Raw genomic sequence first — 12,887 nt, forward strand, 5'->3', positions numbered from 1 at the left:
ACTGGTTCTCGAAGCGGCGCAGCGTGGTGCCGGAGAGCAGGGCGATGCGGGCCGGAATTTGCGGGATATATACGTTCTCGCTGAGCTGGTGGGCGGCTTCGCCAAACAAGCCCAGCCCGTCCAGGGTAGGAACGCCCAGGGCTGCGGTAAAGTTGCCATCCGAGCCGCCGCCCACCCGCCCAGGGCCCAGTTGTAGCCCCACTTCTGCACCAATGCGCCGGGCCATCTCGAAGAGTTGTGTAGAGGCCGGGGTGGGCTCCATGGGGGGACGGTTCAGGCCGCCTTCCACCGAGAGGGTGGCGTCCGGCAACACGGGCTGCAAAGCCTTGATTTCGCGCTCAATCCGCTCGGCTTCGGCCATGGTCCAGACCCGGAGATCTATATCCACCGTGGCCGAGGCCGCCACTACATTGCTGGTGGTGCCGCCTTTGATGACGTTGGGGCCGAGGGTGGTACCCCTGTTCCAGTCTTGCAGGGCCACAAGGTTGGGAATCTGGTAGGCCAGCTCGACAATGGCATTGATGCCTTTTTCAGGCTCCACCCCCTGGTGGGCTGGCCTGCCGTGGGCGGTGAGCTTGTACTGGCCCACCCCTTTGCGGGCCACTTTGAGGTCGCCGTTCCCCATCGGGGCTTCCAGAACCAGCACCCGTTCGGCGCGCAAGGCCCCGCTTTCGATGGCCTGACGGCTGTACAGCGAACCGACTTCTTCGTCGGGGGTAAAGAGCAGCTCGAGCTGCGGCCACCCCAGCCCCAGGGTCTGGTTGGTGCGCAGAGCCCACAGCAGTTGCACGATGTTGCCCTTCATGTCGTAGACGCCGGGGCCATAAGCCCGGTCGCCTTCGATCTTCCAGGGCACTGCAAAGGCGCCTACGGGATGCACGGTATCGAAGTGGCACAGCACCAGAACCTTCTGGCCCGAACCCTGTACTAAAACCCGAACCATCGGCCCATTCGGGGTCTCTTCACGTGCCACAGAGCCAAATGTACTGAAGCGTTGACCAATCCACCGGGCTACCTGGTCGAGCCCGGCAAGGTCGTAGGAGGGGGCCTCGAGCGTCACGATCGCCTCGAGGTCTTGCAGGATGGCGGGCAGCTGGGGTTGGAGGTGCTCGAGGGGTTTCACAGTCTCCATACTAACGCGACGGCTGCGGCTCACGGCGCATGGCCCAGGCCGCAGGCCCGCCTTTCCCCAGCGATGCGGTGTCCAGAACCGTAAAACCAAGTCGCTGGTACAGAGATAGGTTCCGCTCGAGGCTGGTCTCGAGGTAGCAGGGACGGCTGTCCTGGTCTGCTAAGACCAGCCCCTCCTTCACCAGCGCCGAGCCCAGGCCCCGGCCAGCGAGTTCGGGGTCTACACCCACGACCAGCAAGTACCAGTGCGGCTCGGGCATGTGCTTCTGGTGGAGCCTGGCAAGAACGGCCTGGGCAGCCCCCAGCCGGGCCAATGGCCCCAGGCCGGTGCGGAACAGCAAGTCCAGGATCCCGCAGCGGATCATGCCCCAGTGCGAAATCTCCCGGCCTGGAGGGAGCCAGATCGCAACCGCTTTCGCGTCGTTGGCCTGGGTCACCCGGCCATAGCGCAGGCCGTAGCGAAGCTGAACCCGGTAAAGCGAGCGAAGAGCCTGCAGGCGCCTCGGGGAATCGGGAAAAATCCATGTGACCAGGGGGTCGCTGGCAAAGGCTCGCTCGAGGGTGATGGTGGCCCGCTCGAGGGCCTCGGGTTTAAGCGAACCAATCGCTTCCACACACATTCCTTCCGCATTCTGTACCGGCCCTGGAGTTCCGCGGATCGGTCTGGTACCTGTGCAGTCCTTTCAATCGGTGGCTTTGCGCAGCGAAATGAACCCCGGAGCCTGGTTGCCAACGGGTGGTACCCCAGTACCGGCTTGATCCCACCCTAGTAAGAGAACCTCAGGCGCAACAGAGCAGCTTTGTTCAGTATGCTAAGTTTTCGGTTTCTGACCGCGATCCATCCCTGCTGGGAAAAGTGTCCCAGTTTGCGGCTCACAGGCTCGGGGGTAGTACCTACCACTGCGGCAATCTCCTGGTTGGTGGGCAGCTTGAAGCCTTGGCCATAAGTCTTGGTCATCGAAAGCAGGTATTCGGCCAGCCTCGAGTCCACATCGCAGAACACCATCCGATCCAGCACCTGCACGATTTGACGGGTGTGCTGGGAGGCGGTCTCGAGCATGTTATTGGCGAACGCTACGTTCTTTTGCGCCAGTTGGCCCAGGGCCTCAGCCGGAATAACCAGCACCCGGCTAGCCTCTGCGGCTTCTGCCGAGCAGGGGTAAGTAGGCTTCTGCAAAAAAACGGCCAGTGCTGCTACGCATTGACCAGGGAAACTCTGGTGGAGCACGATCTGCCGTTTGCCTCTGGGATCGAGGCGGTAGACTTTGACCAGGCCTGCTTGCACCAGGTATACCTGGTCTACCGGATCCCCCTGGAAGAAGAGCGGTTGGTATTTCCTGAGCTCGAGCCAGGCGCACTGTAAAGCCAGAGGCTCTATTTCGCTACGCGAGACCCCTTTAAACAACAAGCATCGAGTTAACAACTCCACCGGGCTAATCTGCATAATCTCCATATATCTGGTTAAGTTTACGGAAGATCCGCGTGGTTTTTGTCCCGAAGCGGCAAACCCGGGTCGCTCAAGGATTTGGGGAGCCGCCGACCCGGTACATCCCTCGGTGCTCACGGGTCAGGCTTACCCTCCTGTCCCTTTACGTAATGTCCACAAACCGATACCCTTACCCCTGTGCGGCGTGTTCTCTGGCTCGCTTGGCGGGATCTGGTGTTGGAGTTTCGGGGGCGAACGGGCATCCTATCGGTGGTATTTTTCCTGGCCGTAATGCTGTTTATCCTGGCGATGGCATTTGGCCCCAACCAGCAGGATTTGCAGAGCGCTGCACCGGGGGTGCTCTGGGTAGCGCTGGCCTTTGCAGGTAGCCTGCTGGCTGGGCGGGCCTTTGGCCTCGAGATCGAGGATGGCACCCTGGACGACCTGCTCCTCACCGCCGGTAGCCGCGAATGGATCTATTTTGGCAAACTGCTGTTCCAGTTCGCTTTGCTGGTGATGGTTGGGCTGGCGTTGCTGGTTCTGACAGCGGGACTTTTCTACCTTCCAATGCAGCACTGGAATTGGTACGTAATAACCCTGCTGTTGGGTTCGCTGGGTTATGCTGCCATTTCCACCTTTTATGCCGGGATGCTGGCCCGCTTACGCGGACGCGAAATTCTGCTGCCCCTCTTGCTCTTCCCCCTGGTTATTCCGGTGGTGCTTGCTGCGGTGCGGCTTACTCAGGGCCTGGCGGAAGGCATCCCCATCAGCGAGTTATCGGACTGGCTGCGCCTCCTGCTGGTCTTCAACATCGTCTATGTAACGGTATGTGCGATCCTCTTTCCTGCCATGCTCGAGGGCTGATATGAATGCAGTAGTCAACACTTCAGTCCTGACTGTCGTGTGCGAGCAATACCGCACTCGAGGATGCGGTTCAATCGTGTTTGATCGGTCGCTGGTCGGGCTTTTGAGACGGTATGGGCTTCCAGCTTTGCTCCTGCTCCTGCCAGCAGAAAGGGAAGGTGTTTTTGTGAGTAAGAGCCCGATTCTCGGGTTTATGCTGCGACCACAGTGGGGTGTAATGTGTCTTACTTCGTCTCATCCGGTTTCAAAACACAATAGCTTAATGAAGAGCACCAAGGAGGACTCCTATGCAACTTGCACGCTCTGAGCAAACCAGCCGGCTTGATGGCTTAACTATGAGCATCCTGGGCCTGGGTGGGTTGGGTGCGGCGGTGGGCTTTTTCATGGCCATGACCGCGCCTCCAGATGTCGGGCAGGGATTTGTAGCCCGGATTTTTCATGTCCATGTCCCGGTGGCGTGGATAGCCTATCTGGCGAGCTTTACCGCACTGGGATACTCAATTGCTTATCTGGTTCGGCGTAAATCCCGTCATGACCGGGTTGCAGCAGCCACGGTGGAAGTGGGGTTGATCTTTATGGGCCTGACCCTGGTTACCGGAATGCTCTGGGCCCGGCCCACCTGGGGGGTCTACTGGGAGTGGGAGCCGCGTCTGACTACCAGCGCAATTCTGTTTGCCATCTATGTGGGCTATGTGGTCGTGCGTGGAGCCATCGAAGACCCCGAGCTACGGGCCAAGGCCGCCGCTGGAATCGCGATTCTGGGCTCGATAAATGTACCTATCAGCTATATGTCGGTGCGCTGGTGGCGCAGTATTCACCAGACCCAGTCCATAGACCTCTCCACCGGAAGAATCATGGTGGACACTGCCATCCTGATCCCGATGCTGGTGAACCTGGCAGCCTTCACGCTGCTTTTTGTGGGTCTTGTACGCCTGAGAAGCATTATAGCGGCCCGCCAGGCGGCTAGAGAAGAGGTGTGACCATGCCTGAAAATCCACTCTGGAATCCAGCCAATCCCTTTATTGTCTGGACCTACACCCTGATCTACCTTTCGGTGTTTGGCTATCTGGGCTACCTGGTCTGGCGTTTTCAAAAAGACAAGTGACCTGAAGAGAGGCGCATATGAAACCGAAGTACGTCATAGCACTAGCATTGGTTGCCGGAGCCCTGCTCTACCTGGTTTTGGGGGGGCTGGGGCAAAATCTGGTTTACTTCATCACCCCTAGTGAATACTTCCAGCAAGCAGACCGGTACCAGAACCGCCAGGTGCGCCTGGGCGGTCTGGTCAAGGAGGGGTCGCTAGATTTTAGCCCCAAGACCCTCGAGCTGCGTTTCGTGGTCTCGGATGGGGTGAAGCACGTTCCCGTGAAATCGAGCGGATCCACCCCTCCGGCCATGTTCGGCGAGAACCGGGGTGTGGTGGTGGAGGGGCGGTTCCAGGGCGATACCTTTGTTAGTCAGAACCTGCTGGTCAAGCACTCCGAGACCTACACAGCCCCCAAAGATGGATGGACCCCTGAACAGGTACGTAAACTGATTGAGGAGGCAAATTAATGCATCGGGCCTGGAAAGCACCCTCTCTACAAACAACCAGCCGTGATGTTTACAGCAGCAGTGGGGCTCCATCTGAGGGCCTCCGTCCTGGATTACGGCCCCCCTCCTCCCCGAGTTACCCAGACGGGAGCTGCTCATGACCCCAGGGCTACTCGGCGGAATTGCGCTCGTTGCCGCCCTGATTTTTTCGGTGATTGGGCTGGTGGTTATCTTGCTGGCCCATTTTCTGAAGGATCGGCGGTATGTGGACTCGGCTAAACGTATCTCAACTCTGGCTCTGCTGGCTGGGCTGGTGAGTTATGGGTCACTTACCTGGGCCATACTGATCAACGACTTCAGCGTTTCCTACGTAGCCCAGAGCAGTTCCATTGAAAACCCGCTGTGGGTCAAGCTGGTCACACCCTGGGCAGCGCTTGAAGGCTCGATCTTACTTTGGGCACTGATTCAGACTGCGTATACCTGGCTGGTCAGTTTGCGGGTGGGCAAGAGTCTTGACACCTGGCGGGCCCCGGTCGCATTGGGAACCTTGTTTGCAATCCAGGTCTTCTTCTTTGCCCTGATTGTATTCGTGGCCAACCCATTTGGCGTGGTACCCAACCCCCCACCCGATGGACAGGGTACAAACCCGCTGCTGCAAAACCACTGGATGATGGCTGTGCATCCGGTCTTTATGTACCTGGGCTTCGTTGGACTGAGTGTACCCTTTGCCTACGCCATGGCTGCTATGGTCTCCAAGCAGTACCAGGGCTGGATCTTTGAGACCCGCTGGTGGACCCTGGTAGCCTGGGGGTTTCTGACCGCCGGGATCTACACCGGCAAGTGGTGGAGCTACGAAATTCTGGGCTGGGGGGGCTACTGGGCCTGGGATCCGGTCGAAAATGCCTCGCTAATTCCCTGGCTGTTTGCCACGGCCTTCCTCCACACTGGCCAGGTCCAAGAGCGCAACGGGTTGTTTAAGAGTTGGAACTTTGGTTTTATCACGCTGGCCTTCGCAGCAACGGTCTTTGGTACCTTCCTGACCCGCTCTGGGGTCATCATGTCGGTGCACGCTTTTGCCAGTGGCCCAGTGGGAGCCTGGTTTCTGGTGTTTTTGTTGAGCGTACTGGCACTTGGGCTGGGCATGCTGTCTCGAGTAAGTTCTGAAATCAAGGATGCCGGTGAAGTGAAATGGAAGAGCCGCGAGGGTGCTTTGCTGGGCGGGGCTCTGTTGTTTGGCACCTTTGCTTTTGTGGTGGTGTTGGGCACGATCTGGCCGCTGGTGGTGGAGGCCTTTAGCGGTGCCGAGGTTTCCATAGGCGCCCCCTTCTTCAACCAGGTCTCGATTCCTCTGGGAATTTTAATGCTGCTCCTGATGGGTATTGGGCCTATCTTGCCCTGGCGTAACACCGGTGCTCAGGTTAAGCGCAACATCACCATAATGCTGGTCGCTCTGGGGATTGGAACCTTGTTTGGACAGGTACTGGGGCTTACCATTGGGGTCTCGCTGACTATGGGACTCTTCGCCTACAACCTGGCTGCGATCTGGTTGATGGTATCTCAGGGAGTTCGAGAACGCTCGAGTTCGCTGGGGATTCCTGCCGGCCAGGCCCTTTGGGAGCTGGCCTCGAGCCACCGGCGGCGCTTTGGCTCGCATATCGTACACTTTGGCATCGCGCTGGCAGCCCTGACCATTGCCTTCAGTCAGACTTATCGGGTCACCGAGCAAAGAACCCTCAACATTGGTGAGACCTGGCAGACCCAGGGAATGGAGATACGCCTGCTTTCGGTAACGGCCAGGGAAGAGGCCAACCGCTTTGCGGCCCTGGCTCCGATTGAGGTACGCTCCATCAGCCGCGAGGGATGGGGCTCGGATGGAGTTTACCAGACCCGGCTTAACTTCTACCCGCAGATGGATGCGCCCCTGGCTACCCCGGTGGTAAAATACTCGCTCTACAACGACTTCTACTTTGTATTGATGCAATTCGATCAAGAAAGAGGCCAGTGGGCTACACTCAAGATTATCGTGACCCCGCTGGTCTTGTGGCTCTGGGTAGCCGGCTTCATTATTGCCTTTGGCACCATATATATCCTGTGGCCTGGCGCGGCCAGGGTCTCCAGACACCAGATGACCCCCACGGTAGGAGACTGACTTTGAAACCCAGAATTACTCGAGAGGTTTCTCATGCTTAGGTTCTGGCCGATCTGGGTACTGCTGGCCGGAGGTCTGTTTTTGTGGGGGATGCAGCGCTCCGACCCCGACCGGCTGCAGTCGGTGCTGGTTGGCCGGCCAGCCCCCACCTTCAGTCTGCCACTGCTTGAGCCCTATCGCGCCCAATATGGGTCGGAAATGGGTTTCTCCTCCGACCTGGGCAAGCCTGTGCTGCTCAATATCTGGGCCAGCTGGTGCATTCCCTGCCATACCGAGGCTCCGCTGCTCGAGCGCTACCACCAAAAATACAAGGATCGGGTTCTGTTCCTGGGAGTCGTGGTTCAGGATACCGAAGCCAATGCCCTGAAGTTCATCCAGCAATACCGTCTGACCTTCCCAAGTGTGTTTGATAAACGTGGCAGAATCGGCATTGAGTATGGCTACTACGGTGTGCCAGAAACCTACGTCATTGATCGCGACGGAACAATTCTAGCCCGCCATGCGGGGGAGTTGAGTGAGGCCCAGTTGCAGGGCTACTTGAGAAAGGTGCTGGAGTGAGTACCAGGGAGGGCAAGCAGACGTGAGAAAGTGGATTTTGAGATGTGTTGATCAACCGCCGTCAACGGCAAAAACCATGACGGCTGGTTTGCGACTGCTGATGCTGGCGCTTTTTTCGCTCCTGCTAATCTCTCCTTATTTTCCAAACCCTGGCCTGGCCCAGCCAAGACCCAATACCCCTCCGCCCGACTTTCCCCCGAGAGTATATGAGATCGCCCGTGAGCTGCGCTGCCCCGCTTGCCAGGGCGAGTCTACTGCCGAATCAAACGCAGGGGTCGCGGTTGAGATGCGTCGGATTATTGCTGAGCAGCTGGCCCAGGGCAAGACCGAGGCTGAAATCCGTCAGTTTTTTGTAGACCGCTATGGCTACTGGGTTCTGTACGAGCCGCCGTTCAGGGGCTATACGCTTCTGGTTTGGCTCTCGCCCCTGATAGGCATGGCCCTGGTGGGGTTTGGCTTGTGGCGCTACCAGGCTGCAGCCAGAGCCCGCGCCCGTACGGGTGTTGCGGGTGTCTCCGACGAAGAAATCGCCCGGCTCGAGTCTGAACTCAATCTGAACCCGGAGCAGCGCAAGCCATGATGGTTACCTACATAGTTTTCGCAATTCTGATGATCCTGGCCCTGGCCTATATGCTTCGGCCCCTGTTCCGCTCTAAAGCCCAACCCTTCCCCGAAAGCCCTGGCCCCGAGGAGCTTCGGCTCGAGCTGGATCTGCTCAAGGCCCAGGCCAAAGAGGCGGAAGGCGAGGAGCGCAAGCGGATACTGGTACAGGCAGTTCGAATCGAACGCCAGCTAGCCGAACTGAGCAACGAAAAACCTTCTCCAGGACGTCTTAGTCCGGTGACCCTGGGCGTGGTTACGCTGGGTCTGGTGGCCCTGGGGGTGGGGTTGTGGACCTATACCGTGCCCAGGCTACCGGGCGAGTCCATCATCTCTATGCGCAACGAAGCGCAAGAGCTTGCTGGATTACTGCGACAAGCCGAGCAGACGGGTACAACCGCCTCCTGGCTAGCCTATGCCAACAAAGCCTACGATCTGCAAGACTTTGAGCGGGCCGTGCAGGGCTATTTGCAGGTACTCGAGCTGGAGCCACACAATGCCAACGCCGTACGGCGTATCGGAATCCTGTTGTTCATGAGCGGGCGGCCTGAGGAAGGGTTGCAGGCCCTCGAGCTAGCCGTGCGCGCCGAGCCAGCCGTAGCGGAAGGCTGGCTCTTTCTGGGCAACGCTTATTTTCAGTTGGGACAACCCGCTCAAGCCGTGACGGCCTGGGAGGGCTATTTAAAAGCCGGGGGCAGCGCCAGGGAGCAGGTGCAGAACCTGATCCAGACCGCCCGAGATCAGCAAACGGCCACCTCGAGGGGGCAGCAGGTGTATCTAGGCAAGTGCGCGGCCTGTCACGGAGCCCAGGCCCAGGGTGGCTCCGGCCCACGCTTGCGGGGCAACCCCATCAATCAGGTGCCGGAGGCAGTGCGGGAAATCGTCGAAAAGGGCCGTGGTTCCATGCCCCCTCAGCAACTCACCCCGGAAGAGATGAACGCTTTGCTTAAATACCTGAGTAGTCTATGAGGGAGCCGAGGCTACAACAGGTTCGCAAAGTCACCCGCCGGGATTTGTTGTGGATTATCCCCAGCGCCATCACCGCAGGCTTTTTTGGCTGGCTGGCCTGGCGCACCTTCGCTATCCACCTTACCAAAGCCCGTGTGACCGAGCCGGTCTGGCGCGACGGCCCCAGGGTACAAGCTGCCGTACTGAACGAACTAAACGCGCAGTGGAAGTTCAAATATTTTGAGTACGTATACAACGGTAGCCCCCTCAAAGCAGTGGTTTTTCGTCTTTCGGAACCTGTGATGGGGGGGTTGACGGTAGGGGATGCCCACTTCCTGGCCTTGTCGCGCATCTGCACCCACCAGGGCTGTGTGGTCAACTACGTGGACAACCCCGAACTCGGCGCCATCGCCTACAACTACCGCACCGACCACCCATTCATGGGCTGCCCCTGCCATTTTGGAGCCTTTGAACCCTTACAAGCAGGGAAAGCAGTTTTTGGGCCACCTCGGTACCCTCTGCCACGGTTACGCCTCGAGGAAGAAAACGGCGTCCTCTATTCCACCGGCTACGAGACTCCCTTCCGCCCCCTCGAGCAGGGCTGAAAAATTCCACTGCTCACAATCTGTACTGACTCTGTACTGGGTCGAGGAATAGCCACCAATTTGTAGTCTGGAGCGGAATTATTGCTTTTCTCCTGACATCCCGATGATGGCCATTTCTTAGCCTCCTGGAGACTCGCATGAGGACAATTCCGAGTCGAATCCAAGGAGGCAGAACATGAAAAGACTACTTGCAATCGCAGCCGCTGCGCTGCTGGGGTGGGGGTTGGCCCAGCAGACCCCCCAGCGCGGCAACGTGATCTTCTTCCACCCCGATGGCGCCGGGCTGAACAACTGGGGTGCGGCCCGCATTATGTTTGCAGGGCCGGACGGGTTGCTCAACTGGGACAGAATGTCACACATGGCGGTTTACCGGGGCCACATGAAGAATTCGCTGGTGGGTACCTCTAACGCAGGGGCTGTAACCCATGCCACCGGCGTAAAGGTTCATGCAGCTTCGTTCGGGATTCTGGAAGACAACACCAGCGCTGTGGTTTCCCGAAACGGACAGCCTCTGCTGCTTATGCAGGAGGCCGTAAGGGCTGGCATGGCTACGGCGCTGATCAACTCGGGGACGATTAGCGAGCCGGGCACCGGTGCATTTGTGGCCCGCGCTGCAAACCGGGCCGACCACGCAGGCATTACCCGTCAGATCCTCGAGTCCGGTGTAGATGTCATCATGGGCGGTGGAGAGGTCTGGTACCTGCCCCGGGGAACCAGGGGTCGTTTCGGAGTCGAAGGACAGCGTGAAGATGGCCTTAACCTGATCGAACGGGCTCGAGCCCTGGGATACACCATTGTGTACAACCGGGAAGAATTGCTTGCCCTGCCGGCCAATACCCGCCGTGTACTGGGTATCTTTGCCCCCGAAGATGTATTCCAGACCCTTAGCGAGGAAGACATTCGTCAACGCAACCTGGCCAACTATCTGGCTACCGCACCCACCATTGCCCAAAAGCTCCAAAAGACCCTGGAAATCTTCTCTGCTCAGCCTGGGCGGCGCTTTTTCATCGTTGCTGAAGAAGAAGGTACCGACAACCTGTGCAACGCCAACAACGCCAACGGCTGCTTGGAAGCACTCAAGCGCTCCGACGATGCTATCGGGGTGGCAATGCAGTTCATTACCCGAAACCCCAGAACCATGCTACTAACCGCCGCCGATAGCGAAGCGGGCGGCATGGGACTGTTGGCGGTGGCGCCGGATCGGCCCGTTCCGGCTGCTGACCGCAACGGCGCCCCCCTTGATGGGGTTGGTGGCCGGGAGACCGCACCTTTTATGTCCGCGCCGGACGCGGGGGGTCGTCGCTGGCCGTTTGCTATTGGCTGGGGTACGTTCTCAGACAGCTCGGGAGGCATCCTGGCCAGAGCACACGGTGTTAACGCTGGCTTGATGCCCAGCATCATAGACAACACCGACATTTACCGCTTGATGTATGCCACCTTGTTCGGGGAGCTGCTTCCCGCCGGGGTGATTGTCCGCTAAAGATGGCCTCGATGCCAGCCCTTCTCCCAACGGCGCAAAGCCCTTGGGAGGGGGGCTTCTGGTTTTTTGTGCAAATTGAGGTCGAGCAATTGATTGCAGACTACCGGGATACAGCCCGCACAAATTTATCCTTGCCGCGCTGGAGCACCAGCGGCTTATCGAGCGCAACCTCCATTTTGGGGTCGGTGAGCACCTCGCCGTCAATGCGTAAACCCTTTTGCTCCACCATGCGCCTGGCCTCGGCGTTGGAAGTGGTCAGACCGACGAGAGTAAAGAGTCTGGCAATAGGGATTTTACCATTTTGCAGTTCGCTGGGGGCTAGCGTGACTTCAGGCATTTCGTCGGGAATGCCCCCTTTGGCTACTGCCCGGTAGCGGATCTCAGCAGCGGCTGTTTGCTCGTATGCGAGTACGAAAAAGCCATTTTCGCCAGCCAGTGGGCCTCTAGGATGGTGATAGTTTCCGTTATTCCAGTCTAAGCCGGCCCGCTCGTACAGCTTCAGATCCAGCGAATTCGGAATAAGTGGGTGTGCATAAGCAAGGGTGATGATCCAGGCCAGTACCCGGTGCGCCCCGACTGGGCCACCCTTCGCCCTAACTTCGTTGATCTCTTCAGGTGTCAGGTCGGTGCACAGCTCGAAATAGGTTTGCAGGTACTGGTCTTCAATTTTCATCAGCTTGCGGAAGATTTCGCTGGGTTCTTCGGTAATGCCGATATAGTTGTCGAGGCTCTTGGACATTTTCTGCCCGTCGCCGCCCACCAGCAGCGGCATGATGAAGGCCGCCTGCTTCTCGAGACCGTAGGCTTGCTGCACCTCACGCCCCACCAGCAGGTTGAACTTCTGGTCGGTGCCACCCATCTCTACGTCGCAGGCGATGGGCACCGAGTCGTAGCCCTGGGCGAAGGGGTAGAGGAATTCGTGCAGCGAGATTGGACTACCTTCACTGTAGCGCTTCTTAAAGTCCTCGCGCTCGAGCATCTGGGCGACGGTGAGCTGCGAGGCCAGCTTGATGATCTCTTTGAAACCCAGGTTTTCCAGCCACTCTGAGTTGTAGCGTAGCTCGAAGCGCTGGGGGTCTCGGGTGATGAGGATTTTGCCCACCTGCTCCACATAGCTTTTGGAATTGGCGCGGGTTTCTTCCAGCGTCAGGGGTGGGCGGGTTTTGGAGCGACCCGAGGGATCGCCGATCATGGCGGTAAAGTCGCCGATGATGATGACCACCTTGTGACCTTGCTCCTGGAATTGCCGCATTTTACGAAGTACCACCGCATGCCCGAGGTGGATGTCGGGCCGGGTGGGATCGAGCCCCAGCTTGACCACCAGTCTTTTTCCAGATTGCAGCTTTTTGAGCAAGTCCTCCTGGGGGATGATCTCCACCGCCCCGATTTGCAGTTGTTGGAGCGCAACTTCCGCCGTCATGCCCCCAAGTATACCGATTTCTACATGGTTTTCGAGACCAATCCAAGCCCAGGAAGCGAGCAGTAAAAGGCCCTCAGCGGCCTGAAGCCACTCGCTACCGGCCCTTTAGCCTAAGACCCTGTAGTGCGCCCCTAAAGTGAGACCATAAGCTAAGAGAGCTTTTGGTTGATTTT

General features: G+C 58.5%; 14 protein-coding genes. 10 read left to right on the forward strand and 4 right to left on the reverse strand.

Features of this window, described 5'->3' with window-relative positions:
• The 3 genes from Q0288_RS13210 to Q0288_RS13220 all read right to left on the reverse strand — a co-directional run.
• Positions 1–1,132 (reverse strand): M20 family metallopeptidase (locus tag Q0288_RS13210; RefSeq protein WP_299431171.1); only part of this gene is annotated, 1,132 nt, incomplete at its 3' end.
• A 1-nt stretch (position 1,133) separates the two neighbouring features.
• The gene (locus Q0288_RS13215) at positions 1,134–1,745 is read right to left on the reverse strand and encodes a GNAT family N-acetyltransferase (protein WP_299431172.1); all 612 of its coding nucleotides are present in this window, start codon (positions 1,743–1,745) and stop codon (positions 1,134–1,136) included.
• A gap of 152 nt (positions 1,746–1,897) precedes the next feature.
• A complete protein-coding gene (locus Q0288_RS13220) occupies positions 1,898–2,584 on the reverse strand; it encodes a Crp/Fnr family transcriptional regulator (RefSeq protein ID WP_299431173.1) in 687 nt (228 codons plus the stop codon).
• Between the two features lie 171 nt (positions 2,585–2,755).
• Here Q0288_RS13220 and Q0288_RS13225 point away from each other — a divergent pair, with 171 nt between their 5' ends.
• The 10 genes from Q0288_RS13225 to Q0288_RS13270 all read left to right on the forward strand — a co-directional run bounded on the left by Q0288_RS13225 (position 2,756) and on the right by Q0288_RS13270 (position 11,294).
• Positions 2,756–3,421, forward strand: coding sequence for a heme exporter protein CcmB (locus Q0288_RS13225; protein WP_299431174.1), 666 nt, complete (start codon positions 2,756–2,758; stop codon positions 3,419–3,421).
• Between the two features lie 287 nt (positions 3,422–3,708).
• A complete protein-coding gene (ccsA, locus tag Q0288_RS13230; protein WP_299431175.1) occupies positions 3,709–4,401 on the forward strand; it encodes a cytochrome c biogenesis protein CcsA in 693 nt (230 codons plus the stop codon).
• 2 nt (positions 4,402–4,403) lie between these two features.
• Positions 4,404–4,526 carry a hypothetical protein gene (locus Q0288_RS13235; protein WP_299431176.1) on the forward strand — a complete coding sequence of 41 codons (123 nt, stop codon included), beginning with the start codon at positions 4,404–4,406 and terminating at the stop codon, positions 4,524–4,526.
• A gap of 17 nt (positions 4,527–4,543) precedes the next feature.
• On the forward strand, positions 4,544–4,975 hold the full coding sequence (gene ccmE / locus Q0288_RS13240) for a cytochrome c maturation protein CcmE (RefSeq protein WP_299431178.1): 432 nt from the start codon (positions 4,544–4,546) through the stop codon (positions 4,973–4,975).
• Between the two features lie 136 nt (positions 4,976–5,111).
• Entirely contained in the window at positions 5,112–7,103 is a 1,992-nt protein-coding gene (locus tag Q0288_RS13245; RefSeq protein WP_299431180.1) for a cytochrome c-type biogenesis CcmF C-terminal domain-containing protein, read from the forward strand.
• Positions 7,104–7,136: 33 nt separating this feature from the next.
• On the forward strand, positions 7,137–7,661 hold the full coding sequence (locus tag Q0288_RS13250; protein ID WP_299431182.1) for a TlpA disulfide reductase family protein: 525 nt from the start codon (positions 7,137–7,139) through the stop codon (positions 7,659–7,661).
• 100 nt (positions 7,662–7,761) lie between these two features.
• Positions 7,762–8,241, forward strand: coding sequence for a cytochrome c-type biogenesis protein (locus tag Q0288_RS13255; RefSeq protein ID WP_299431192.1), 480 nt, complete (start codon positions 7,762–7,764; stop codon positions 8,239–8,241).
• Positions 8,238–9,230, forward strand: coding sequence for a c-type cytochrome (locus tag Q0288_RS13260; protein WP_299431184.1), 993 nt, complete (start codon positions 8,238–8,240; stop codon positions 9,228–9,230). Before Q0288_RS13255 ends, Q0288_RS13260 begins: the two co-directional genes overlap by 4 nt.
• On the forward strand, positions 9,227–9,814 hold the full coding sequence (locus tag Q0288_RS13265) for a ubiquinol-cytochrome c reductase iron-sulfur subunit (protein ID WP_299431186.1): 588 nt from the start codon (positions 9,227–9,229) through the stop codon (positions 9,812–9,814). Before Q0288_RS13260 ends, Q0288_RS13265 begins: the two co-directional genes overlap by 4 nt.
• Positions 9,815–9,989: 175 nt before the next feature.
• On the forward strand, positions 9,990–11,294 hold the full coding sequence (locus Q0288_RS13270; RefSeq protein ID WP_299431188.1) for an alkaline phosphatase: 1,305 nt from the start codon (positions 9,990–9,992) through the stop codon (positions 11,292–11,294).
• A gap of 100 nt (positions 11,295–11,394) precedes the next feature.
• Here the strand turns inward: Q0288_RS13270 and tyrS are convergent, their stop codons facing one another.
• Positions 11,395–12,714, reverse strand: coding sequence for a tyrosine--tRNA ligase (gene tyrS, locus Q0288_RS13275; protein ID WP_299431190.1), 1,320 nt, complete (start codon positions 12,712–12,714; stop codon positions 11,395–11,397).
• Between the last annotated feature and the right edge of the window lie 173 nt (positions 12,715–12,887).

This window comes from uncultured Meiothermus sp., assembly GCF_937863175.1.
GTDB lineage: Bacteria > Deinococcota > Deinococci > Deinococcales > Thermaceae > Meiothermus.